Source organism: Arthrobacter sp. TmtSoilC79 (assembly GCF_059739405.1).
In genome coordinates this window covers 3,255,160-3,279,008 of sequence record NZ_AP046051.1, presented here as the reverse complement: position 1 = coordinate 3,279,008, position 23,849 = coordinate 3,255,160, and the positions used below count along the sequence as shown (strand labels likewise).

Genomic DNA, 23,849 nt, shown 5'->3' with positions numbered 1-23,849 from the left:
TAGAATTGGGTGTTCAGTAATGCTTGCGGGGGACAGGATGATGGGAACCATGACGGAAGTCGCCAAACGGAAAAAGGGCAAAATCCTTGCCATCATAGGAGTCTGCGCAGCTATTGCGGTGGGCGGCATTGGCGTGGTTGTGGTGCCTGGACTCCTTGCCGGTTCTTCCCAGGACAGCAGCGCTGCACCCTCTCCCACGCCTACGGTGGAAGCCAAGCCCGTAGAGCTGGGCATCACCCCGCTGGACGGCGCACTTGAGTGGAATCCAGTGGTGGGACCGCAAATCAAGGCTGTCAACGGCAAGGTCAAGGACGTTGTCCTGGCCCCCGTGGACGGTGGCGCCCCTGTCCAGGGCAAGACCAGCCCGGATGGGAGCACCTGGACCACCCAGGAAGTCCTGAAGTTCAAGACCCAGTACAGCTATTCCTTCACCCTGGTGGACACCGCCGGGAAGGAAACCAAGAAGACCCAAACGTTCACCACCGTGTCGGCTGCCTTTGAGGCGGACGCTTCCGTCTATCCCCGGAATGGGACCACGGCCGGATCCGGCCAGCCCATCGAGATCAACTTCAGCGAGCCCGTGGTGGATAAAGCTGCCATGGAGAAGCGCGTTGCCATCTCGGTCTCTTCCGGCCAGCCGGTTGCCTGGCACTGGTATTCAGACAAGAAGGCAAGGATCCGGCCCGAGGCGTTCTGGGCCTCGGGCACCACTGTCACCGTGGACATGAAACTCCTGGGCGTCGATTTCGGTAACAAGATGATCGGCAATGCCGACGTAGTCTCGACCTTCACCACCGGTCCCCAGCGGGTGGCCGTTGTGGACGACACCACCAAGACCATGAACGTGTACTCCGACGGGCAACTGGTCCACACTGCACCTGTGTCGCTCGGAGGCGAGGACTGGCTCTCTCCCACGGGCTATGCAGTGATCCTGGAGCAGGAGCGAAAGTCCAACTTCAACGCCGGGAGCATCGGCCTGAAGCCAGGCGATAAGGGCTACTACGCACCGATGGTGGTGGATTACGCAAACCGCCTGACGTGGTCCGGCGTGTACGTGCACCAAGCACTCGAATCGGCGTGGGGAGCCATCGGACGCGTAAACGTCTCCCACGGCTGCGTGGGCCTGCTGCCGGACGACGCAGCCTGGTTCTTCAACAACATGAAGACCGGCGACGTGGTCCAGATCCTGAACACCGGAGCGCCGGCAGTAGAGCCGTTGGAAGGCTTCGGCGACTGGAACATCCCTTGGGCAAGTTACGCCCAGCGCTAGCCCAGCGTTATGATTGGCCGCAGTGATTATCTCCTGCGCGCTTTGACGAAAACACACTGTGCCGACCACGCGTCGGCCCTTCACTTTGTGCTGCCCTCCATGGTGATTCCGGGTGTCCCTGCGGGGAACCCACGCACGGGTTCCCCGGCCCTTTCCACCGGACCCTTTTTCATCACATGGAGCACAAATGACACTTTCACCTACCCTCAGCCCGGACTGCAGTAACTGTTTTGCCCTCTGCTGCACGGCGCTCGGATTCGCCCGTTCGGCTGACTTCGCCATCGATAAACCGGCCGCGACGCCGTGCCCGAACATGGCCGCCGACTTTTCCTGCGCAATCCACCAACGGCTCCGGCCCCGTGGATTCCGCGGCTGCACCGTCTTCGACTGCTTTGGCGCAGGCCAGGTAGTGTCCCAACAAACCTTTGGGGGCACGAGCTGGAAGGAGAGCCCTTCCCTGGGGCAGTCGATGTTCGCCGTGTTCAAAGTGGTGAGGCAACTCCACGAAATGCTCTGGTACCTGGTCGAAGCCCGGCAACGGACCTTCGATCCGGACCTGGCGATGGCAGCGGAGAGCCTGTCCGGGCGCATAGCAGCCATCGCTCAAGGCGACGCAACCGCGATCCTGGACACCGACGTCGAGACCCTGCATATGGAAGTGCGGGTCCTCTTGATGGAGGTCAGCGAAGAACAACGAGCCTCCTACGGAGCCGAGGACACGCAAACGCACGACGTCGGTGCTCACCGGAACGGTGAACACAGTGGCGCCGACCTGATGGGCGCGGACCTGGCGAACCAGCGCCTCTGCGGATCCAACTTCCGGAGTGCCTACCTGATCGGAGCAAACCTCAGGAACAGCGACCTCACTACGGCAGACCTCCTGGGAGCCGATCTACGCGGAGCCCAGCTCCACGGAGCGGACCTCTCCAAGGCCCTCTACTTGACCCAACCCCAAGTCAACGCCGCCGAAGGAAACCCCGCCACCCTCCTGCCGCACAGACTCACTAGACCAGACCACTGGCGCTAAAGCCTGCAACCGGGACAAGCCGGTGGCAGGCACTAACCGTCAGTGAACGGCAGCTTTTGCAGCCGCTCGCCGATTGACGCGTTCCGCTTCTCCGCCTGGCGCAGGCGCACAAGTTCACGGTTGCGGCGTTCCCCGAGGACTGCTCCGATGTAGTCCTCGGGGATTGTCCCGCCGGGCGGGGGAGGGGCGACGTATTTGGCGAGTTCGGAGGCAATGGCCGTAGCCATGTTGACCCGGGATGCCGGGGCCATGAGGTAGGCCTGCTGCACGAAGGTACCTGCCCTGCGCGCGGTGGCGTCGGGGACCCTGCCGATATCTGCCATAGCGGCCCAGCCCTGCAGGTAGTGCGGCGCCACAGGCATGATGCGGGGTTTGGAGGGGACGCGTTGGCGGAGCGAGTAGGTTCCGGCCACAATGTCGCCGAGGCGTTTGGACCGGTCGTTGAACAGTGCCACGCCGATCGCCAGGCCGCCGAAGGTCAAATAGATTTCCAGGACGCCAAGCAGTCCACGGATGAGCGCCTGCCGAAAGCGGATGGAACCGCCGTCGTCGCGCACAATCCGTAGCCCGGTGGCGAGCTTTCCCAGGGAGCGTCCACGGGTGAGGGTTTCCACTGTGACGGGAACAATGACGATGGAGAGGACAACACTGCCCAGGATCAGTGCGCGGATTGCGGCGTCGTCGAGGTCCTCTGATGCAACGCCCACCAGGATGATGAGGAGTATGGCCAGAACAATGTGCGAGACGACGTCGATGACGAGGCCCAGCGCGCGGGCAGCGAAGGATGCCGGGCGCAGTTCGAGGACCACTGCCTCGCCTGTGATGATTGAACTCATGCCAGCCCCCATGCCTTCCCAACGGTGCAGGCGCGTGGCGTGCCCGCATCATCGAGTCTAGCGGCGGGACCCACCTCTTGGGCGGACTGAGGCGCTAGGGTGGTGCCGTGGACATCGACGCCTTCTCGGCCGTACATGGGGACAAATGGTCCAGGCTGCATTTCCTTGCGCATAAGCGCCGCCTCACGGGGTCTGAAGCCGACGAATTGTTGCGGCTCTATCAGACCGTGTCCGGGCATTTGTCCCTGATCCGCTCGGTTGCTCCGGAGACTGCGTTGTCCGCCACCCTATCTGCAGGGCTGGCGCAAGCCCGGACCAGGTTCACCGGGGCGCGCTCGAATTTCATGGAGGACCTGGCACGCTTTTTTGTGATCTCCTTACCAGCCGCGTTCTACCGGATCCGCTGGCTGACCCTTTGGTGCGGGGTGGCTTTCGTCCTGGTGGCAGGCGCGTACGCCGTGTGGATTGGAACGTCGGCGGAGGCGCTGCGGGCGGTGGCAAGTGACGCCAAGGTCCAGAAGTACGTAGAGGAAGACTTCATCAACTACTACTCGGAGAACCCTGCGGCCTCTTTCGCAGGTGCCGTGTGGACCAACAATGCCTGGATCTCAGCGCAGGCCGTGGCGTTTGGAGTGACCGGATTCTGGGTCCCGTACATCCTGTTCATGAACGCCCAAAGCGTGGGCGTGGCAGCCGGCCTCTTCCTGGCTACGGGGAAAATGGATGTCTTCTTCAGCTACATCCTCCCGCACGGACTGATGGAACTGACGGCGGTGTTCATAGCATGTGCTGCCGGCCTCAGGATTTTTTGGGCCATGGTGCGGCCAGGTCCGCGGACCCGGCTGCAGGCTGTTGCTGACGAAGGGCGTTCGCTGATCACCGTTGCCTTGGGGCTGGTGCTTGTCCTCCTGGTCTCTGGAATGGTGGAAGGTTTCGTGACGCCCAGTGCTTTGCCAGTGTGGGCCAAGATCGCCATAGGTGCGGCGGTTTTGGCCGCCTATTGGGTCTACACGTTGGTGCTCGGCGGAAGGGCCGCCCGGACAGGTGTCACCGGGGACCTGGACGCCAACGACGCCGGATATCGCAGCATCGCCGCGTAGACCTTACAGTTACGTTTCGATCCGGTCCCAGCCGGGGTGGCACAGCGTGTCAGCCTCGGACCGGGCGGTAGGCTCGAATGCAGACAAGAGAGCCGGCAGTACGCATTCGCCGGTGGATGCCTACGGAAGTGAAACCGCTGTGAGCGACAAGAGCCCAAAACCACAAGAACCGGACACGGACGTCCATGAGGACCCCAACGAGCCGGCCTTCGACTGGATGAAGCCGAAGACCTCCAGCGGTGCCTCTCCGGCGGCTGACCCGAAGGCGGCCCCCACGACGACGACTTCCAGTGCGGTTGACTCCGCACCGGCGGTTGCCACAGGGGCGACGCCCGCTACCGCGACGCCCGCTACCGCGACACCAGCTACGCCTGCCGGTGGCCAGCCCGGAAGCCGTGCCGATCGGAAAGCTGCAGAAGCGGCCGACGCCGAGCCCGAACCCCCGCTGTTCGCTGACACTCTTGCCGATACCGCGTCGGAGAAAGAGTCCTCGCACTATTCAGAACCCTTGCCGACGTCGGCCCTTCAGGTCCGCCCGCCCGAAGAAGAAGTAGCCCGCCGCAACGCCGAACGTGAGCAGGCCGCCAAGGTCAAGCCGATCGGACCGCGCGTCTTCCAGGTTCTGTTGGCTGTGTTCTACCCGGTGATCCTCCTGGTCCTCGCCGTCAGGGCTGTTACCAGCCCACTGTTCCTGTGGGTGGAGTACAACCGTCCCGGTTTTCCGGGCGATGGCTACGGATTCAGCACAGATGACCGCATGACCTACGGCTCCTACGCCGTGGACTACCTCAGCAACTGGGCTGGTCCGCGATACCTGGGTGGTTTGGTCAACCAGGATGGCACCAAGCTTTTCCAGGACAGCGAAGTGGCGCACATGGCCGACGTGAAGCTGGTCATTTTGTCCTCCTTCGGTGCCGGACTGCTGCTCATCATCCTCAGCATCATCGCCATCCTGTACCTGCGGAAGCGCAGCAACGGCGGCATCCGCCGAGGTCTCTTTGCAGGGTCGATCGTCACTTTGGTCATCATCATTGGCCTCGCAGTCCTGGCGGCCCTGAGCTGGGAGCAGTTCTTCACCGAGTTCCACCGGATCTTCTTCGCCAATGGAACGTGGACGTTCTCCCTGGAAGACACTCTTATCAGGCTCTTCCCGGGACAATTCTGGATCGACGCCGGCATCGTCATCGGCGCGTTGGTGTTCCTCGTGGCTACGGTGACGTTCATCTTCACGTGGCCCACCAAGCGGCGTCGGGGTGCTGACACAACGGCTGATCAGCCCGAGGTTTCGGACGACGACGCGGCCACAGACGATACGGACAACCTCAGCAGGGAATCAACTGACGCCAGGCGCTAGCAGGGCCCGCTGTGCGGCGTGCCCTGGGGCGCCAGAACACGTGCCGCTACTTCTCGTACAGCTTCTCCACAGCGGCCGGGAAGTCGTTAACCACGGCTGCCCGCTTCAGTTTGAGCGAAGGCGTCAGATGCCCCGACTCGACACTGAGTTCGGCTGTGATGAACACGAACTTCCGGATGGACTCAGCGGCAGAAACGAGCTTATTGGCCTCGTCCACGGCGGACTGAACGGCCGCTTTCACCCGGTCATCACCGGCCGCTTCGGCAGGTGACAAAGCACCGATCTTGTTCTCGGCGCACCAGTCGTCAAGTCCTTCAGGATCCAGGCTCACCAGTGCGGCGACGAAGGGACGGCCGTCTCCGACCACCACGGCCTGGCCCACCAGTGGGTGCTCGCGGAGCTTCTCCTCCAAAGGTGCGGGCGCCACGTTCTTACCGCCGGCAGTGACCAGGAGGTCCTTCTTCCTGCCGGTGATCGTCAGGAAGCCGTCGGGGTCCAGCTCGCCGAGGTCACCGGTACGGAAAAAGCCATCAACAAACGCAGCCTCGGTGGCCTCCTCATTGGCATGGTAGCCCTTGAAGACACCGATGCCCTTGACCAGCACTTCGCCATCCTGGGCCACCCGGATGGTGGTGCCGGGAAGGGGGATCCCCACGGTACCGATTCGGGTCATGCTGGGAGTGTTGACGGTGCACGGGGCAGTGGTCTCCGTCAACCCGTAGCCCTCCAGCACAGGCACGCCTGCACCATGGAAGAAATGGTTGTCCCGAAGACTCAGCGGGCTGGCTCCGGAGACCGTGTAGCCGACCTGTCCGCCGAAAACCTCCCGGACTTTGGGATAGAGGAGCTTGTTGAACGCGGCATGCTTCATGCCCAGAAGCCACCCCGGCCCCGGTCCCTGCCCGCGTGCGGCGAGGTCCACCGCCGTCGAATATTCCACGGCGGTAGCCGACGCTGCAGAGAAGAGCGCTGCCTTTCCGCCCATGGCGGCCTTGTGGCCGGCGCCGGCGTAGACCTTTTCAAAAATGCGCGGCACGGCGAGCAGGAAGGTGGGCTTGAAAGTGCTGAGGTCCCCCATCAGTCCACTGGCTCCTGCGCTGTGGCCAAGCGTGATGCCAGCCGTGAGGCAGACTACCTGGACTGCCCTGGCCAGGACGTGCGCCAGTGGCAGGAACATCAGCGTCCGCGCACCCTGCTGCATCAGCAGCTCGGGGAGGAACGGGATGACGTTCCGTGCCACCAGGACAAAGTTGCCATGGGTGATTTCGCAGCCCTTGGGCTTGCCGGTGGTTCCGGAGGTATACACGATCGAGGCGATGTCGGAGAGGTTCGCTGCGCTGCGCTGGCGCTCCAGCTCTGAGTCCATAATGCCGACCCCGACGGCGGAGACGCTGGTCAGGTTGGGGGCGTCGCCGTCGTGGTCCATCCGGATGATCGTCACGGGATCATCGCCGATGGCCGCAGACCGGTCCACCAAGTTGTGCACGAGTCCGGCTTTGGCTGTGTCTTCGACGAAGATGCGCCGGGCGCCGGAATCGGCCAGGATCCACTCGATCTGGCTTGCCGAGGACGTCTCGTAGATGGGCACCGTAACACCTCCGGCCATCCAGATGGCGAAGTCCACCAGCGTCCACTCGTAGCTGGACCGGGACAACACCGCAATGGGGTCCCCGGGGTTGAGGCCTCCGGCAATCAGTCCCTTGGCCAGTGCGGTGACATCTGCGAGGAATCTGGCGGCTGACACGTTGAGCCATCCATTGGCCGTCTTGTGGGCATACAGGGTGCCGAACGGATCCTTGGCGCAGCGTTCCAGGAGGAGGTCGGTTACGTTGGAGTCGGGGTCGGCCTCGACCAGAAGTTCCGTGCTGGCTTCCCTCACTGCTTGCCTCCTAGATCCACGACGGCATCCACATCCTCATCCGCCACTCCTGGTAGCTGATCACTTCCGCGGTCAGGACGGGGTAGAAGAACGCTGTCGCCACCACTGCCAGGACCACCACAAATCCCACCACGTAGAGCCCTGATCGACGCCGCCACGGAGGGTCGCTGCTGCGGCCCAGGACCAGGCCCAGCACGTAGGTCAGGCCAAGGACGAGGAACGGTTCAAAGGACACCGCATAGAAAATGAACATGGTGCGTTCCGGATACATGAACCACGGAAGGTACCCGGCGGCGACACCGGCCAGGATGGCACCTGCCCGCCAGTCGCGGCGGCCGGCCCACCAGAACAACAGGATGACCAGCGCAATGGTTCCACCCCACCACACCACCGGATTGCCGACGGGCAGGATGGCCGAGGAACAGGTTTCCACCACGCAGCCAGGGGTGCCCTGTTTGGGGGTCTGGTAGTAGAAGGACGTAGGCCTGCCCATGACGAGCCAGGTCCAGGGGCTGGACTCGTACGGATGGTCCGAGCTGAGTCCCTGATGGAACTTGTACGCCTCCAAATGGTAGTGGGCCAGGGACCGCACGGAATTGGGCAGCCAATCCCATCCCGGTGCAGGGTTGGTGGCCGCCCACTGCCGGTAGTAGGCATCCTTGGACAGGAACCAGCCCGTCCATGTAGCTGCATAGGTGACCGCTGCTGCCGGAATAATGGTGACGAAAGCCAGGAGGCCGTCCTTGAGGATGCCGGCGCTGAACCAGCTGCGGATACCGGCAATACGCCGCGCGTTCAGGTCCCAGAGGACCGTCATCACGCCGAAGGCGGCTACGAAGAACAAAGCCGACCATTTGGTTCCCACGGCCAAACCGAGGCAGATCCCCGCAACCAGCCGCCACCAGCGCATTCCGAGCCATGGGCCGGCCACCAACTGCGTAGGTGACGGGCGGCCCTGCGGGGAAGCAGCCGCCTGCGCGGCGAGCCGTGAAGCCAGACGACGGCGGCCGTCGTCGCGGTCCAACAGCAGGGCACCGAAGGCGGCAAGGATCCACAACGCAAGGAAAACGTCCAGCAAAGCAGTTCTGGAGAGCACCAAGTGATGGCCATCAATGGCCAGCAGGAGCCCGGCAACGGCGCCGAGCGTGTGGGAGCGGAACAACTTCAGGGCGATAAGCGAGACGAGGAATACGGTCACTGTTCCCGCCAGCGCTGCGGAGAAACGCCAGCCGAACGGGTTGTCGCCACCGAACAGCCACATTCCAAAGGTGATCATCCACTTGCCTACCGGCGGGTGGACAACATACTCCGGGGTATTGAGGAGGACGTTGGGGTTGCCGGCATTGAAGGAGTCGTTGGCGTTCGCCGGCCAGCTGCGCTCGTAGCCGCTCACCAGATAGGAGTACGCGTCCTTGACGTAGTAGGTCTCGTCGAACACCAGGCTGTGCGGAGCATCCAGCCGGAAGAAGCGGAGGATGCCGCCCAGCACCGCAGTGATGGTAGGGATCAGCCAGAACCACAGGCGCAGCGACGGCGGGTAGTCCCGCCAGCTCTGGATCCCGCCGATGAGGCGCTCCTTGAGGGCCTCGACGGTGTAAGCCTCCACTGGCCGGGCTATCCACCGGTGGCCTTCCAGCCCGCGGCCGGGCAGCGTCGTGGCCTGCGTGTGATTGGCAGGCAGGGTCCGCCGTTGCCGCGTCAAGTCCCCGGGAACCGGGGCGGACGGTTGCTCCATGGTGTCCGCTGCAGCCGCGTCACCGGCTCCGGTGGTTGCTGGGGACGCCACAGGAGTTCCGGAAGTGCTGGCAGGAACGGGCGACTGGTTCACCCGCCCATGCTACCTTTCCATCCTTGCCGCAGCGTTGAGGTGCGGCGCTGGAGGCAGCGCGGCATTAGGCTTGGCAGGTGGACGAACAGCGCAGCACCCCGGACGAGGCACCTTACAGCGACGAACTGGACGAGGCCGTTCCTGCAGCCGGCGCCGGCGCAACTCCGGGCGTGGGCAGGATTGTCCTGGCTGCCACCCCCATCGGAAACGTGGGTGATGCGACCACGAGGCTGATTGAACTCCTGGGGACCGCAGACATCGTGGCTGCAGAGGACACCAGGCGGTTGCACCGGTTGGTGACGGCCCTGGGAGTGGAAGTCTCCGGACGGGTCATCAGCTACCACGAGCACAACGAGGCAGCAAAGACCGGCGAGCTCCTGGACCATGTGCGGGCAGGAAAGACCATCCTGATGGTCAGCGACGCCGGAATGCCTGCCGTATCGGACCCCGGGTTCCGTTTGGTGGAAGGCGCCGTTGCCGCGGGCTTGACCGTCACCGCCGTCCCTGGCCCCTCGGCCGTTCTGACCGCATTGGCACTGTCCGGCTTGCCAACCGACCGCTTCTGCTTTGAGGGGTTCCTGCCGCGTAAAGCGGGGGAGCGGAACTCACGCCTCGCGGACCTCGCGGACGAGCGCCGCACCATGGTCTTCTTCGAGGCCCCGCATCGGCTCGAAGTGATGCTCCGGGCACTCCACGAGCGCTTTGGTGCCGATCGCCGCGTAGCGGTGTGCCGCGAGCTGACCAAGACCTATGAGGAAGTTATTCGCGGAACCCTGCGCGAACTGCTCCAGTGGGCAGAGAACAACGAAGTCCGCGGCGAGATCGCCGTGGTAGTTGGTGGTGCGCCTGAACAGGAGCCCGGCAAACCCGAGGACCACGTCGCAGCCGTTAACGAACTCATCTCCCAGGGCATCCGCCTCAAGGAAGCCGTGGCAGCAGTGGCGGAGGACGCCCGCGTCAGCAAGCGGGAACTGTACTCGGCGGTACTCTCAGCGCGCTGATCGACGCTGTGCAGCTGCACAATTCAGCGCCTGCATGGCAGTGCGTGAAGGCGTAGACACTCCTTCTCACGGGGCAGTACGGTGGCAGTAATTCACGCCACTTCCGGCAACGAACCCCAGTGGTGCAATTCTCCAAAGCACCCAAGACGAAGGAGTCGCCATGACTGTCACGGTTGAACGCGAAAGCGAACTGCTGGCTTCCGTCCCCACCGGCCTGCTGATCAACGGTCAGTGGCGCCCGGCCGGATCCGGAAAGACCTTTGATGTTGAGGACCCGGCAACGGGCAAGGTCCTGCTCAGCATCTCCGATGCCGGTGCTGAAGACGGCGCTGCCGCCCTCGACGCCGCTGCTGCCGCCCAGGCCGATTGGGCCCGCACCGCCCCCCGCGAACGCGGCGAGATCCTGCGCCGCGCCTTTGAACTGGTCACCGAACGCGCCGAGGACTTCGCACTGCTGATGACCTTGGAAATGGGCAAGCCCTTGGCCGAGGCCCGCGGCGAAGTCACCTATGGCGCAGAGTTCCTGCGGTGGTTCTCCGAGGAAGCCGTCCGCGTGTCCGGCCGCTACTCTGCAGCCCCCGATGGCAAGAACCGCCTCCTGGTGCAGAAGAAGCCGGTGGGCCCCTGCCTGCTGATCACCCCGTGGAACTTCCCGCTGGCCATGGCTACCCGCAAGGTTGCCCCGGCCGTCGCCGCCGGTTGCACCATGGTGCTCAAGCCCGCCAACCTGACCCCTCTGACCAGCCTGCTGTTCGCACAGGTCATGCAGGAGGCCGGCCTTCCCGCCGGTGTGCTCAACGTCATCCAGACCTCCACCGCCGGTGCTGTCACCGGCCCGCTGATCAAGGATGACCGTCTCCGCAAGATCTCCTTCACCGGCTCCACCCCGGTGGGCCAGGCACTGATCCGCGAAGCCGCCGACAAGGTCCTGCGCACCTCCATGGAACTTGGCGGCAACGCCCCGTTCGTGGTCTTCGAGGACGCTGACCTGGACAAGGCAGTTGAGGGTGCCATCGCAGCGAAGATGCGCAACATGGGTGAGGCCTGCACCGCTGCGAACCGCTTCATTGTGCACGAGTCCATCGCCGACTCCTTCGCCGAGAAGTTTGCCGCCAAGATCGGCTCGCTCACCACTGCCCGCGGTACCGAGCCCGAGTCCAAGGTTGGCCCGCTGATCGACGGCAAGGCCCGCGACGGCGTTCACGCCCTGGTTTCTGAAGCCGTAGCAGGAGGTGCCACTGCCGTCACCGGTGGTGCCGCCGTCGACGGTCCCGGATACTTCTACCAGCCCACCGTGCTGAAGAACGTCGCGGCCGACGCCCGTATCCTCCAGGAAGAGATCTTCGGGCCGGTAGCGCCGATCATCACCTTCTCCACCGAGGACGACGCCGTTCGCCTGGCCAACAACACCGAATACGGACTGGTGGCCTACGTCTTCACCAAGGACCTCAACCGTGGCCTGCGCATCAGTGAGCGGATCGAAACCGGCATGCTCGGCCTGAACGCCGGAGTCATCTCCAACGCGGCGGCACCGTTCGGTGGCGTCAAGCAGTCCGGGCTGGGCCGTGAAGGCGGCTCCGAAGGCATCGAAGAGTACCTGTACACCCAGTACGTGGGTATCGCGGACCCGTACGCCGACTAAGCCTGCTCTTTCCACCAAGGAGCACGCCCGCCGCTCTCGCAACAAGAACGGCCGGTAAACGCAAGGGCCCGGTCCCGGGAACCACAAGTTCCTGGGACCGGGCCTTTTGCTGTCTGCAGGATCCAGCGCCGCTGTGAGGTCGGTGGCGGTGTGAGGTCGGCGCCGGTGTGGCGACGGCGCCGCTGGGGCGTCAGCGCAGCTGTGGCGTCGGTGGCGGTGTGGCGACGGCGCAGCTGTGGCGTCAGCGCCGCTGGGGGAGCGCTCCCCGCAGCGTCCGCCACCACCGGGCAACCCCTCGCCCGGAAGCAGTACCGAGGGAACTTATGGCCCGGAACGGTGCGCCCAGCGCATGGACCCACCGACGCATCATCGACGGAGGCAGCCAGTCGGCGCGGAAGCGCACCAGCCAGCGGGCATTGGTACGCAAGGATTCACGCACGACGGCGACGCGCGCCGCTGCCGCTGGCGCCGCTGCCGGTGCGCTCCAACGGCCATAACGCTGCCGCTCGAAATCCGAGGTGAGTGAGGCAACCGCGACGTGAGCGGCGTCGTCCATTCCTCCAGCTTCCCCGAGGGCTGCGCTGGAGCGAAGCCTTGCTGAGAAGTGCCTTGGCGTTTCGCTGGGCGTCGACGGCAAACCGTAGTCCGCAGCGAGGTCCTGCAGCTCCGCCCACGCCAGCTCAGGGACGGGATCCTTGAAGCCGGCCTCCAGGGCATCGGCGTCGTCGGCAGGCTTTTGGTTCAGGCGGCGCCGCCGCAGTATGGTCCGGCTCAGCCGCGGTGACCACAGCAACGCGAGCAGCAGTACCACGCCTGCAGCCGCCGCGCCGATGACCGGCAGCGGGTTCGCGTTGGTTGTTCCCCCAGCGGGAGTTTCCACGCCCGGCAACGGAACAGGGGCCGGCGTGGCCGGGGCCGGGGTGGTCAGGACTTCTTTTTCGTCCGCATTGGTGCTGAGGTTGCCCGGAACGGAGGTTTCCGTAGCGTACTGGGGGACGACGCCGCGCGAAGGAGTGGGCTCGAACGGCACCCAGCCGAGGCCCTCGAAGTAGAGCTCGGGCCACGCATGGGCATCCCGGGCATCTACCTCGTACTCAGGGAAGGAACCCTGGCCCACCAACGCCACCGACTCGCCTGTCAGCCGGCCGGGTGCGTAACCCACGGCAATGCGGCTGGGAATACCCTCAGCACGCGCCATGACGGCCATTGCCGAAGAGAAATGGACGCAGTAGCCACTCTTGACGGTAAGGAAGTCGGCCAGGACTGAGAGACCGTTGCCGTCGTAGCCGTTCTGCACCGGCGCCTGCAAAGAGTACGTAAATTCACCGGAGCGCAGGTATTTCTGGATGGCCAGTGCCTTGCCGTAGTTGCTGCTCTGGGAAGCCGTGACGGAATCAGCTGTTTGCCGCACGATGTCGGGAAGGTTCCCCGGAATCCGCAGGAAGTCCTCTGAGATGCCTTGGGGGGCCGCGGTGGCCCGGGACAGGGATTCCGCCGTGATTTTCGGGGCTCCTGAAAACACCACATACCGCTGGGCCCGGGTGGTGGTCTCGTTACTCATGATGCTCAACGTGGCAGGATCCCAGGTCCACCGCCCATTAAGGCCGTTGACCGATGCTGGCGCGAAGGGAGCAGGAAGGTAGGGGCTGGTGAACAGGCCGGCATTGACCGACGTCACTGTGTTCACCACTTCGCCTTGGACCGCGTATCCGGTTTCGATCCTGTCGGCACCCGCGCGCCGCTGCGCTGTACGGTCATCCGGGGCCCAGGTTTCGCCGTCGAAGTGGTCAATGGTCACTGACCTCAGGTAAAGAGGGCCGCTGGCACTGGTTGCATAGGTGATGCGGCCCGATCCCGTGGGGCTCCGGAGGCTGTTGCCCAGCGTGATCATGGGGTTGAGTCCGTTGGAGGTGCCCCACGGACTCAGCCGCGATCCTTGGGGAAAGGTCCCGGTCTCGAACCCCGGAATGGCCAGCGGCACCACCATGGTCAAGGCCAGCGCCAAGCCTCCGGTCACCAAGGAGCGCCGGAATTGGCCCGAGCCCCTGCCGGATCCAGACTGGAGCCTGGCATCAGGGGCAAACCAGTGGCTGCATCCCAAAATGAGGAGGTACCCAACAGCGGCGCCAATGAAACCGGCAACGCCCACGCTCTGCGGTTTGATGGTGGCCGGAACCACCATCACTGCCAGAAGGCCGATACCGCTGGCTGCGGGCATCGAAAGTGGCACTGCCAAAGCGTCGATCAGGATCACCAGGAGACCCAAACACGCGCACATGACGAAGACGATTCCCGCGTTGGGAGCCACAGGGGCACTTTCGGAAACCACCGTCTCGGCAGCGCGTTTGACCAGGCGTCCGACGGCGGTCAAGGTCCCCGGAGTGGGGATGAAGCCCGCCAGGCTTTCCTGCCTGAAGAAGGTGAAGCTGAGAATCCCCGCGAGCGAGGCGAACGAACCCAAGGTAGCCAACAGCGGTTTGGCCCGGAGCGCCCGGAGGAGGGCCAACGTCAGCGCAACAACCACCACTGTGGTGATCAAGGGCATGAACCAGGCCCACCCCCTGAGGACACCGTTCAAGGACAAAGCAGCGCCCAGGACGGCAACAACGATCGACCCTGCCATGACCCAGGGGTAAGGGCCGGGGCCAGGGGTTCGTGGGCGCGGGGACCCCGACGGCTTTGGCCCGGTGGTTCCGCCGGGATGAACAGGGGCAGGGGACCCCCGATGGGATGTAGCGGTCATCGCGGCACCGCCGCTCCACGGCGAACGTCCATGGCTGCTCCTGCCGCGGCCACGATTCCGCCTTCGTCAAAGGAAGACCAGGCAGCGGCCAACTGGGTCCTGGAGGTCACCACGGCCACACGCCAACCTGCCAGGCGCAGAATCTCCAGGACATCATCATTGTTCCGGTTGGCATCACTGACCATCAGGACAAACGCGTTGGCACCGTACGCTGCCGCGGGCGCCAGCGACCGGGCCTCGGCAGGAGTCAGGGTGCCCAGCAGGGCAAGAAGCGGGCCGCGAAGGCGGTGGGCGGCCAGTTTGTCCATGAGCCGGTCATCGAAGGCGGAATCGGAGGCATCCGAGCTGGCGGGGGCCGCTGCGGGGGTCGTTGCGGGGCCAGCGGCGTGGTCGGCCCTGTGGTTGTCTGCCCTGCGCTGGTCCGGCCTGTGCTGGTCGGGCCCGTGGTGCTCAGGCTTATTGTGGTCCGGCTTATGGTGCTCTGCACGGGTGTGCCTGGGGCCGCTGAGTTCAATGGCGGCCAGCCCTTCGGCGATGGCCTGCAGCCCGCCGATGCCGGTGAATTCTTCGGTATCCGGCTCCGACGCCGATCGCGAACGGATGAACGCGGGGCTGCCGAAAACATCCAGTACCCGCAAGGAGTAGTTTGACTCCGCCAGATGCGCCGCTATGGACATTGCCGCCGTCACCACCCATTCGAAGCCGGGGCTGGTCACCAGGTCCGAGTCCTCGTCGTGGCCTCCGGACATGAAACCCGAGCCTGCTGCAAAAGCGGTGAAGCGCTGGTCAAGGATAAGGGTGGCCTCGGGGGTGGTCACCGATTCCTCCTGGCGGACCATGAGCTGGCCGTGACGTGCCGTGGCCGCCCAATGGACCCGGCGCATGGGATCGCCATGCCGGTATTCGCGGGTCATGATGTCATCGTCGCTGGGGTTGGCCCTGATGCGCGTGGCTGTCACACCGTCGTTGCCGCGCGCACCTGCCAGCCCGGTGACAGGAAGTTCGACGGCGGCCGGCGTCACGGTGAGGATGTCGCCGTCGTCGATTGCATGCCGCCGCAGCGACAAACCGAAGGGGTCACTGAACTCTGCCGTGACCGGACCGATGCGGAACTGTCCGCGCTTACCGGAGCGCAGATGGTATTCGTAACGGCTGGTTCCTCCGGACGCGGAGCGGGCCGGGAAACGGAATGCCGGGGGCGAACCGAAGCGGGGAGGCAACTGCTCCTCCATGATGACGTGCCCCGTGGAATACGAGGACCGGGCAACAGCCAAACGAACGGTGGTGGTGTTGGAAGTCTCCACTGTGGAGGGATTGAACTCCCGGTACACCTGGAACTTGGGCTTCAGCACACGTACCCCGGCCAAGGCCACGAGCGGCAGGATAAGCAACAAGACCGCCAGGGTCAGCAGATCCCGCCTCCCCATGACGTAGGCGCACCCGAGGGAGACGGCTCCGGCCGCCAGCAAGCCCCAGCCGCGATTGGTGAACAAGTGCTTGGGGAGCCGATCCACGAGCGCCATTACTGCCTCCTAGGCGGTGTGCCTGTCCCTGCGCCATGCGCCGGGTGGTTCCTGGGCAACCGGCAGGGCAGCCAGGATGCCCCGAAGGATGCTCTGCGGCGTATCACCGGAGCTCGCAGCTTTGCGGTCCAGGATGATCCGGTGCGCCAATACAGATTCGGCCACGTCCACTACGTCATCGGGCAGGACGAAGTCCCGGCCGTCCAACGCCGCAGTTGCCTTGGCTGCCCTCAGCAGCTGCAACAAGGACCGCGGGCTCGCGCCGAGGCGGAGGCGGGCGCTGTCGCGGGTAGCCCGCCCGATGGCAACGGTGTACTCCTTGATTGCCGCGGACACATACACCTGCTGCACGGCTGCGATCATGGCCGCGACGTCGGCGGCCGAGACCACGGGGGTCACGTTGACCAGGGGAGAAGCCGCCTGGTGCGTCTCCAGCATCTCGATTTCGGCCTCCTTGTCCGGATAGCCCATGGAAATCCTTGCCATGAAACGGTCGCGCTGGGCCTCGGGCAGCGGGTAGGTGCCCTCCATTTCGATGGGGTTCTGTGTCGCGACCACCATGAAGGGAAGTCCCAGCTGGTAGGAATGCCCGTCAACGGTGACCTGGTGCTCTTCCATGCACTCCAGCAGCGCGGACTGGGTCTTGGCCGAAGCACGGTTGATTTCGTCGCCGATGACTATGTTCGCGAACACTGCGCCGGGCCGGAACTCAAACTGCCGTGAGGACTGGTTGTAGATGGAGACACCGGTGACGTCCGAGGGCAGGAGATCGGGCGTGAACTGGATGCGGGAGACCGTGCAGTCCACGGTCCGGGCCAAAGTCTTTGCCAGCAGGGTCTTGCCTACGCCGGGAACGTCTTCCAGCAGGAGGTGGCCCTGGGCCAGCAACACTGTCAAAGCGAGCTTGGCGGCATCGGCTTTGCCATCAATGACCTTGCTGATGGATCCCAGGATGCGTTCGCTGGCATCGTGGAAGCGCTCCGCGTCCATGACCTGCGGCCTGTGTCCATTCAGTGCCGCACCATCCCGTGGCAGCGTACTGTAAGCCTCCCCTTGGAACGGGGTAGGTTCAACGGATACTTGTCGCTTGGACTCCATGGATTGCCCTTCAGCCGTGGCCACTGCATCAGCAATCATGGTGATGTGTTGCTGTTGTTGACCGTCTGTCCGTTCCAGACTACCCAGACATTGGTCGCCTCTGACATAGTGCCCGGGAATTTATGTGCCAAGTGGAATTTATCTCCGCGGGCCCGGCCGCCACTCAGGGGGACCGCGGTCCGATTAAGGTGGGAGCATGTGTAATTCGCTCGCTCCTGCTCCGTACCGCGCACCATCCGGGGATACAGATTCCCGCAAGGAGTACCCGCCCGCACCGGAACCCCTTCCCGTCCCCGTCATGGACAACCACACGCACTTGGATTTCAGGCACGGGCTGATAGAGGTTTCCGTCAAGGACGCCATGGATTCGGCCGAGGCTGTTGGGGTGCAGGGAGCCGTCCAGGTGGGCTGCGACCTGGAGTCCTCCCGCTTTACCGTCGAGGCTGTGGACGCGGACCCCCGCCTGCTTGGGGCGGTGGCGATTCACCCCAACGATGCCCCGGTCTACGCGGGGCGCGGCGAACTGGACTCGGCCCTGGCCGAGATCGAAGAGCTGGCAGGCCACCCCCGAATCCGCGCCATCGGCGAAACGGGGTTGGATTTCTTCCGGACCCACGGGGAAGGGCTTGTGGCCCAGCGGTACTCCTTCCGGCGACACATAGATATTGCCAAGCGGCTGGGATTGACCTTGCAAATCCATGACCGTGACGCCCACGACGACGTGGTGCAGGTCCTGATGGAAGAAGGTGCCCCGGAACGGGTGGTGTTCCACTGTTTCTCCGGGGACGAAGAATTGGCCCGGACCTGCAACCAGAACGGGTGGTACATGTCGTTTGCCGGCACCATGACATTCAAGAACGCCGGGAACCTTCGCGCAGCCTTGGCGATCGCCGAACCACGCCGGATCCTGGTGGAAACCGATTCACCGTTCCTCACGCCCCACCCGCACCGTGGACGGCCCAATGCCAGCTACATGGTTCCGTACACGGTTCGGTCCATGGCTGAAGTGACAGGAGATGACCTTTCCGAGCTCTGTTCGCGCCTGGCGGAAAACACGCTCCAGGCCTACGGTTCATGGGCCTAGGACGGTGCTGCAAGGGTCCCTGGAGCAACTGGGGATGAATACCCGGTATGCAGAAGTCTTGGCTCGTTTATAACAGATCGGTTACTGTGTTAAACAAGTAGCCGGGGTCGGGGAAGGCCTTCGGACAGCTGGGTCCGGTTAACACCGGCCTGAATCAGTTGAATGTAATTGGCGGCGCAGATGCCGGCAGCAAGTGTGGGACCAGGCTTTGTGCCTGGCCCCTCCGTTTTGCCGCTGGCATTATTTCTGTGCTTTTCCCCGTGCCCGGACGGTCTGAGAGTTATGGGCAATCGTGATCAAGTTCTTCACAACGGATGGCAAGTTCAGCTTCCTCAAAGTCGGTGCCCAGTTGCTGGTTGTTGCAGCGCTGGTGGTCGGTGTTGTCGCCTTCGTGGGCAACAACAAGACCGTCACCCTCAACGTGGACGGCAAGGTAAGTTCCATCCAGACCTTTGGCGGCACCGTTGACCAGGTGGTCAAGGCGGCCAAGGTCGAGCTGAAGGACGCAGACAGGGTTTCACCGGCCCTCGACGCCCGCGTAGACAACGGTTCCGTGGTGAACATCAACCTCGCCAAGGCCGTGTCCATTGAACTGGACGGTGCACGCAAGACCGTGAACACGAACGCCCCGGACGTTGCCGCGCTCGTCAGTGAACTCGGCGTGGCAAGCTCCTCCCAGATCTCCCAGCCCAAGGAAGCATCACTGGAGGTCACCGGATCCTTCGTTTCCATCTCCACGCCCAAGACCATCAGCCTGGTGGCTGACGGCAAGGACACCAGCACCACCACGACGGCGGCGGACGTCGCCACTGTCCTCAAGGACTCCGGCATCACCGTCGGCGCCAACGACCGCATCTCACAGCCTGGCAACGCGCCCATCGTCCAGGACATGGTGATCAAGGTCTCCCGCGTGGACCTCAGCAAGACCGCCGAAGCCACCGAAGAGGTGCCTTTCGAAAGCGTCAAGACCGAATCCGCCGATCTGTACAAGGGCGAAGAAAAGGTGACCCAGGAAGGCGTAGCCGGTTCCCTGGTCAAGACTTTCAAGTTGGTCCTGGTTGACGGACGCGAAGCATCACGTGCCCTGGTTTCGAGCAATGTCACCACCAAGCCGGTCACCGAAAAGGTCAGCGTTGGCACCAAAGCCCGCCCCGTAGCTGCGGCTCCGGCCAAGGCTTCGGCCCCCACCTCCAGCGGTCCTACCGGTGCCCCGAACGAGGCAATGTGGGACAGGATCGCCCAGTGTGAATCCGGCGGAAACTGGTCCATCAACAGCGGCAACGGCTACTACGGCGGCCTCCAGTTCTCCAGCCCCACCTGGCTTGCCAACGGTGGCGGCGCCTATGCTCCGAACGCCAGCCTGGCCACCAAGGCCCAGCAGATCGACATCGCCAACCGCCTCTACGCCAAGAACGGGCTCCGCGACTGGGGCTGCGCGCACGCAGCCTGACCCCTCACAGGCGATACGATACCTAGGTGACTGAACCGAATTCCGAACCCGCCGCCGTCGCGCCTTTGATGGGTGCCACTGACATTCGACGGCTTGCCGAGGAAATCGGTGTACGCCCCACGAAGACCCTCGGGCAGAACTTTGTCATCGACGGCAACACCATCCGCAGGATCGTATCTGCCGCAAACATCGACTCCGGTGAAACCGTGCTGGAGGTCGGCCCGGGCTTGGGATCCCTGACCCTCGGTTTGCTGGATGCCGCCAAGACCGTGGTGGCGGTGGAGATCGACCCCGTCCTGGCCGAAAAGCTGCCGGCAACCGTCCGGGCGTGGCGGCCCGGGGCGGAAGAGAACTTCCACCTGGTGCTTTCCGACGCCATGAAGGTCACCGAACTGCCCGTGCCCCCAACGGCATTGGTAGCCAACCTGCCCTACAACGTTGCCGTCCCGGTGGTGCTTCACCTGCTGCAGCACTTCCCGAGCCTGCAGCACGGCTTGGTCATGGTCCAGGACGAGGTAGCAGACCGGCTGGCTGCAACACCTGGCTCCAAGATCTACGGTGTTCCCTCCGTCAAGGCAGCCTGGTACGGGCATATGCGAAAAGCCGGCGTGATCGGCATGAACGTCTTTTGGCCCGCACCCAAAATCCACTCCGGGCTTGTGGCCTTCACCCGCCATGACCCGCCCCAAACCCATGCCACCCGCGAACAGGTCTTCGCCGTGATCGACGCCGCCTTTGCCCAGCGTCGGAAGACCCTCCGTGCAGCCCTGGCCGGCTGGGCCGGCAGTGCTGCAGAAGCAGAGCGCTGCCTGGTTGCGGCCGGCGTGGACCCCACCGCCCGCGGCGAGGTCCTGGACATCTCCGCCTACGTCAAAATCGCCGAAGCACGCCACCCCGTGGACGCATGAACCCGGGCATCCGAAAACCAAGCAGCCTCCCGTTCGCGGGGGACCGCTTCCATGCCCGGACAGTCCGCGTCAAAGCGCCCGGGAAAGTCAACGTCTCCCTGAGCGTCGGCCCGCTGCGGCCCGATGGATACCACTCCGTGGCCAGCGTCTACCTTGCGGTCTCCCTGTACGAAGAGGTGGCGGCCACCAGCACGGAGACTGACGGCATCACCATCAGCATCAGCCCGGACAGTGCGTTGGACCTCGACGGCGTGGACATCCCGCTGGATGAACGGAACCTTGCCTACAAAGCAGCGGCGATCATGGCCGAAATGTCCGAAAAGCCGACCGGCGTTCACCTTGAAATCACCAAGCGGGTGCCGGTCGCCGGTGGCATGGGAGGCGGCTCAGCGGATGCCGCAGCCACGCTGCTGGCCTGCGATGCACTCTGGAACAGCGGCCTTTCCCGCGAGGAACTTGCCCATCTGGCAGCCGAGTTGGGCGCAGACGTACCGTTCTCGCTCCTGGGAGGCACCGCCGTCGGGCTTGGCGTGGGCGACAAGCTATCGCCTGCCCTGGCCAAGGCGCAAATGGATTGGGTGCTGGTCTTCGCGGATTACGGACTTTCGACGCCGGATGTTTTCCGCACTCTTGATGGCCTTCGGGACTCGGAAGGCGTCGAAATTCCTGAACCTGTTGACGTGGATCCCACCATTCTGCAGGCGCTCCGCAACGGTGATCCGGAGACCCTCAGCCGGGTGCTCATCAACGATCTCCAGCGGGCGTCCATAGCTTTGGCCCCGCAGCTCCGGGACACCATTGGACTGGGCGAGGCCCGCGGCGCACTTGCCGGCATGGTGTCCGGCTCCGGGCCTACCATCGCCCTGCTTGCCCGGGATTCGGTCTCAGCCACGGTTCTTGCCGAAGAGCTGGGTCACCGCGGACACACCGCTTTGGCTGTCCACGGCCCCGTGCCGGGCGCCCGGATCATCTCCGATACCCTGCTTTAGAACCCCTCCAACTCCGTACCTCCGCATTCCAGCAGTAGAAAGTAGTACCCATTGGCCCACCTGCTCGGCGGCGAAAACCTCACCGTTTCGTTCGCGACCCGCACAGTCCTCGACGGCGTCACCCTCGGTTTGGAGGATGGCGACCGCATCGGCATGGTGGGGCGCAACGGTGACGGCAAGTCCACCCTCATGCGCCTGCTCGCCCTGCGCTCCACGCCGGACTCCGGCCGTGTCACCAAACGCGGTGACGTCAACGTCGGTTACCTGGACCAGGGAGATGTACTCGACGGCGACCTCACGGTGGGCGCCGCGATCGTCGGCGACCGTGCGGACCACGAATGGGCCGCCAACGCCAAGATCCGCGAAGTCATGGGCGGCCTGGTGGGCGACGTCGACTGGCACGCCAACGTCCATGCGCTCTCCGGTGGGCAAAAGCGCCGTGTTGCGCTGGCCAAGCTCCTGATCGAAGACCACGACGTCATCATGCTTGACGAACCCACCAACCACCTCGACGTCGAAGGCGTCGCCTGGCTGGCCCGGCACCTGAAGACCCGCTGGCGCGCGAACCAGGGCGCCTTCCTGGTGGTCACCCACGACCGCTGGTTCCTTGACGAAGTCTGCAACTACACCTGGGAAGTCCACGATGCCATGGTGGACATGTTCGACGGCGGGTACGCCGCCTACGTTCTGGCCCGCGCCGAGCGTGACCGCACGGCCGCCGTCGTCGAAAATAAACGCCAGCAGCTCGTCAAGAAGGAACTGGCCTGGCTGAGGCGCGGCGCCCCCGCCAGGACCGCCAAGCCCAAATTCCGCATCGAAGCTGCCAACGACCTCATCGCCGACGTGCCGGATCCCCGTGACTCCGTGGCGCTGAGCAAAATGGCCACCGCACGCTTGGGCAAGGACGTTCTGGACCTGGAAAACGTCAGCCTGGACTTCTTGGGCGGCGAGAGCGGACAGAAGCTCTTTGACAACATCACGCTTCGGCTCGCCCCGGGTGAACGCCTGGGCCTGGTGGGTGTGAACGGTGCCGGGAAGTCCACGCTGCTGAAACTGCTCAACGGTGAGATCCAACCAAGCTCCGGGAAAGTGAAGCGCGGAAAGACCGTCGTCACTGCTGTGCTCACCCAGGACGTCAAAGAGCTGGACGACGTTTCGGATCTGCGCGTTATTGAAGTGATCGAACGCGAGAAGCGGTCCTTCAGCGTGGGCGGCAAGGAATTCACTGCCGGTCAGCTCGTTGAACAGCTTGGGTTCACCAAAGAAAAGCAGTGGACCCCCGTTTCGGACCTTTCCGGTGGCGAGCGGCGACGACTCCAGCTCCTGCGCCTGCTGGTAGGAGAGCCCAACGTCCTCATGCTTGACGAACCCACCAACGACCTCGATACCGACACGTTGGCCGCCGTTGAAGACGTCCTGGATGGCTGGCCCGGAACCCTGGTGGTTGTCAGCCACGACCGCTACCTCCTGGAACGCGTCACGGACAACCAGATGGCGTTGCTCGGCGACGGCAAGCTCCGCGGCCTGCTCGGTGGCGTGGATCAGTACCTCGAACTGCGCGAAGCCGCCCTTGCCTCGGGTGCCATCGGTGGCAGTTCCGGTGCGCCGACCTCTGCAAGCGGCTCTTCTTCCGCTGCCGCTCCGTCCGGCGCCAGCGAAGCCGAAAAACGCGAGGCCCGCAAGGACCTCAACAGGATCGACCGGCAGCTCGGCAAGATCTCCCAGCAGGAAGAAAAGCTCCACACCCAGATGGCCGCGAAGTCCGAATCGGGCGACTTCGACGCCCTGGGGGAGCTCAATGCCAAGTTGCAGGAGTTGCTCGAAGAAAAAGAGGGGCTTGAGCTCGAGTGGTTGGAGGCCGCCGAAATCCTCGGCGAGTAGTTCCTGGCGGGTGCCGGGGCGCGCATCCTCCGCGTGCTGGCTCGTGTCTCGTGGCTCGTGTCTCGTGGCTCGTGGCTCGTGTCTCGTGCTGGCGGCGCAGGGGCGCGCATCCTCCGTGTGCTGCTCCTTCGTCGCTTTGACGCACGCTTCCGGATGCCCGCCGCTGCGCCTGTGTGTTCCCAACGGTCTCTCACATCCCCTGGGTTTGGGGGCGACGGTCTCTCACATCCCCTGGG

At 64.2% G+C, this 23,849-nt stretch carries 17 protein-coding genes; 11 read left to right on the top strand and 6 right to left on the bottom strand.

The window, feature by feature from the left end:
- Positions 1-49: 49 nt before the first annotated feature.
- Together AC6JA3_RS14915 and AC6JA3_RS14910 are read left to right on the top strand one after the other, a co-directional pair.
- The gene (locus AC6JA3_RS14915) at positions 50-1,270 is read left to right on the top strand and encodes a L,D-transpeptidase (RefSeq protein ID WP_497920198.1); all 1,221 of its coding nucleotides are present in this window, start codon (positions 50-52) and stop codon (positions 1,268-1,270) included.
- 187 nt (positions 1,271-1,457) lie between these two features.
- Positions 1,458-2,297, top strand: coding sequence for a pentapeptide repeat-containing protein (locus AC6JA3_RS14910; RefSeq protein ID WP_026547068.1), 840 nt, complete (start codon positions 1,458-1,460; stop codon positions 2,295-2,297).
- Between the two features lie 32 nt (positions 2,298-2,329).
- Here the strand turns inward: AC6JA3_RS14910 and AC6JA3_RS14905 are convergent, their stop codons facing one another.
- Positions 2,330-3,133, bottom strand: coding sequence for an RDD family protein (locus tag AC6JA3_RS14905; protein ID WP_026547069.1), 804 nt, complete (start codon positions 3,131-3,133; stop codon positions 2,330-2,332).
- Between the two features lie 107 nt (positions 3,134-3,240).
- On the opposite strand from AC6JA3_RS14905, the gene AC6JA3_RS14900 reads away from it, so the two are divergent.
- Both AC6JA3_RS14900 and AC6JA3_RS14895 read left to right on the top strand, forming a co-directional pair.
- Entirely contained in the window at positions 3,241-4,233 is a 993-nt protein-coding gene (locus AC6JA3_RS14900; RefSeq protein ID WP_223944958.1) for a stage II sporulation protein M, read from the top strand.
- A gap of 139 nt (positions 4,234-4,372) precedes the next feature.
- The gene (locus tag AC6JA3_RS14895) at positions 4,373-5,587 is read left to right on the top strand and encodes a TIGR01906 family membrane protein (protein WP_497920197.1); all 1,215 of its coding nucleotides are present in this window, start codon (positions 4,373-4,375) and stop codon (positions 5,585-5,587) included.
- A 46-nt stretch (positions 5,588-5,633) separates the two neighbouring features.
- On the opposite strand, the gene AC6JA3_RS14890 is transcribed toward AC6JA3_RS14895, so the two are convergent.
- Together AC6JA3_RS14890 and AC6JA3_RS14885 are read right to left on the bottom strand one after the other, a co-directional pair.
- On the bottom strand, positions 5,634-7,466 hold the full coding sequence (locus tag AC6JA3_RS14890; RefSeq protein ID WP_497920195.1) for an AMP-dependent synthetase/ligase: 1,833 nt from the start codon (positions 7,464-7,466) through the stop codon (positions 5,634-5,636).
- Positions 7,467-7,476: 10 nt separating this feature from the next.
- Positions 7,477-9,201: a dolichyl-phosphate-mannose--protein mannosyltransferase gene (locus tag AC6JA3_RS14885; RefSeq protein ID WP_497920639.1), complete on the bottom strand. Its 1,725-nt coding sequence runs from the start codon at positions 9,199-9,201 to the stop codon at positions 7,477-7,479.
- A gap of 218 nt (positions 9,202-9,419) precedes the next feature.
- Here AC6JA3_RS14885 and rsmI point away from each other — a divergent pair, with 218 nt between their 5' ends.
- Positions 9,420-10,295 (top strand): 16S rRNA (cytidine(1402)-2'-O)-methyltransferase, encoded by an 876-nt coding sequence (gene rsmI / locus AC6JA3_RS14880; protein ID WP_497920638.1) that lies wholly within the window; start codon positions 9,420-9,422, stop codon positions 10,293-10,295.
- A 160-nt stretch (positions 10,296-10,455) separates the two neighbouring features.
- Entirely contained in the window at positions 10,456-11,937 is a 1,482-nt protein-coding gene (locus AC6JA3_RS14875; RefSeq protein ID WP_026542786.1) for an NAD-dependent succinate-semialdehyde dehydrogenase, read from the top strand.
- 241 nt (positions 11,938-12,178) lie between these two features.
- On the opposite strand, the gene AC6JA3_RS14870 is transcribed toward AC6JA3_RS14875, so the two are convergent.
- From AC6JA3_RS14870 to AC6JA3_RS14860, 3 genes are read right to left on the bottom strand one after another with little or no spacing between them, the layout of a single operon-like run.
- Complete coding sequence (locus tag AC6JA3_RS14870) at positions 12,179-14,680, bottom strand: transglutaminase TgpA family protein (RefSeq protein ID WP_497920194.1); 2,502 nt, start codon at positions 14,678-14,680, stop codon at positions 12,179-12,181.
- Positions 14,677-16,203 (bottom strand): DUF58 domain-containing protein, encoded by a 1,527-nt coding sequence (locus AC6JA3_RS14865; RefSeq protein ID WP_497920193.1) that lies wholly within the window; start codon positions 16,201-16,203, stop codon positions 14,677-14,679. The genes AC6JA3_RS14870 and AC6JA3_RS14865 overlap by 4 nt, the downstream gene beginning before the upstream one ends.
- Positions 16,204-16,212: 9 nt before the next feature.
- A complete protein-coding gene (locus AC6JA3_RS14860; RefSeq protein ID WP_497920637.1) occupies positions 16,213-17,301 on the bottom strand; it encodes an AAA family ATPase in 1,089 nt (362 codons plus the stop codon).
- Positions 17,302-17,497: 196 nt separating this feature from the next.
- On the opposite strand from AC6JA3_RS14860, the gene AC6JA3_RS14855 reads away from it, so the two are divergent.
- The 5 genes from AC6JA3_RS14855 to AC6JA3_RS14835 all read left to right on the top strand — a co-directional run bounded on the left by AC6JA3_RS14855 (position 17,498) and on the right by AC6JA3_RS14835 (position 23,613).
- Positions 17,498-18,385, top strand: coding sequence for a TatD family hydrolase (locus AC6JA3_RS14855; protein WP_497920192.1), 888 nt, complete (start codon positions 17,498-17,500; stop codon positions 18,383-18,385).
- 292 nt (positions 18,386-18,677) lie between these two features.
- Complete coding sequence (locus tag AC6JA3_RS14850; RefSeq protein ID WP_091550765.1) at positions 18,678-19,835, top strand: resuscitation-promoting factor; 1,158 nt, start codon at positions 18,678-18,680, stop codon at positions 19,833-19,835.
- Between the two features lie 26 nt (positions 19,836-19,861).
- Positions 19,862-20,743 (top strand): 16S rRNA (adenine(1518)-N(6)/adenine(1519)-N(6))-dimethyltransferase RsmA, encoded by an 882-nt coding sequence (gene rsmA / locus AC6JA3_RS14845; RefSeq protein ID WP_026542780.1) that lies wholly within the window; start codon positions 19,862-19,864, stop codon positions 20,741-20,743.
- Positions 20,740-21,732, top strand: coding sequence for a 4-(cytidine 5'-diphospho)-2-C-methyl-D-erythritol kinase (locus AC6JA3_RS14840; RefSeq protein ID WP_026542779.1), 993 nt, complete (start codon positions 20,740-20,742; stop codon positions 21,730-21,732). Before rsmA ends, AC6JA3_RS14840 begins: the two co-directional genes overlap by 4 nt.
- Positions 21,733-21,783: 51 nt before the next feature.
- On the top strand, positions 21,784-23,613 hold the full coding sequence (locus tag AC6JA3_RS14835) for an ABC-F family ATP-binding cassette domain-containing protein (protein WP_497920191.1): 1,830 nt from the start codon (positions 21,784-21,786) through the stop codon (positions 23,611-23,613).
- Positions 23,614-23,849: the final 236 nt, after the last annotated feature.

Coding starts and splice junctions, on each gene's coding strand:
- AC6JA3_RS14865 (WP_497920193.1), bottom strand. CDS start 16,203: ATGGCGCTCGTGGATCGGCTCCCCAAGCACTTGTTCACCAATCGCGGC.
- AC6JA3_RS14855 (WP_497920192.1), top strand. CDS start 17,498: ATGTGTAATTCGCTCGCTCCTGCTCCGTACCGCGCACCATCCGGGGAT.
- AC6JA3_RS14885 (WP_497920639.1), bottom strand. CDS start 9,201: ATGGAGCAACCGTCCGCCCCGGTTCCCGGGGACTTGACGCGGCAACGG.
- AC6JA3_RS14875 (WP_026542786.1), top strand. CDS start 10,456: ATGACTGTCACGGTTGAACGCGAAAGCGAACTGCTGGCTTCCGTCCCC.
- AC6JA3_RS14910 (WP_026547068.1), top strand. CDS start 1,458: ATGACACTTTCACCTACCCTCAGCCCGGACTGCAGTAACTGTTTTGCC.
- AC6JA3_RS14860 (WP_497920637.1), bottom strand. CDS start 17,301: ATGGAGTCCAAGCGACAAGTATCCGTTGAACCTACCCCGTTCCAAGGG.
- AC6JA3_RS14915 (WP_497920198.1), top strand. CDS start 50: ATGACGGAAGTCGCCAAACGGAAAAAGGGCAAAATCCTTGCCATCATA.
- AC6JA3_RS14905 (WP_026547069.1), bottom strand. CDS start 3,133: ATGAGTTCAATCATCACAGGCGAGGCAGTGGTCCTCGAACTGCGCCCG.
- AC6JA3_RS14870 (WP_497920194.1), bottom strand. CDS start 14,680: ATGACCGCTACATCCCATCGGGGGTCCCCTGCCCCTGTTCATCCCGGC.
- AC6JA3_RS14840 (WP_026542779.1), top strand. CDS start 20,740: ATGAACCCGGGCATCCGAAAACCAAGCAGCCTCCCGTTCGCGGGGGAC.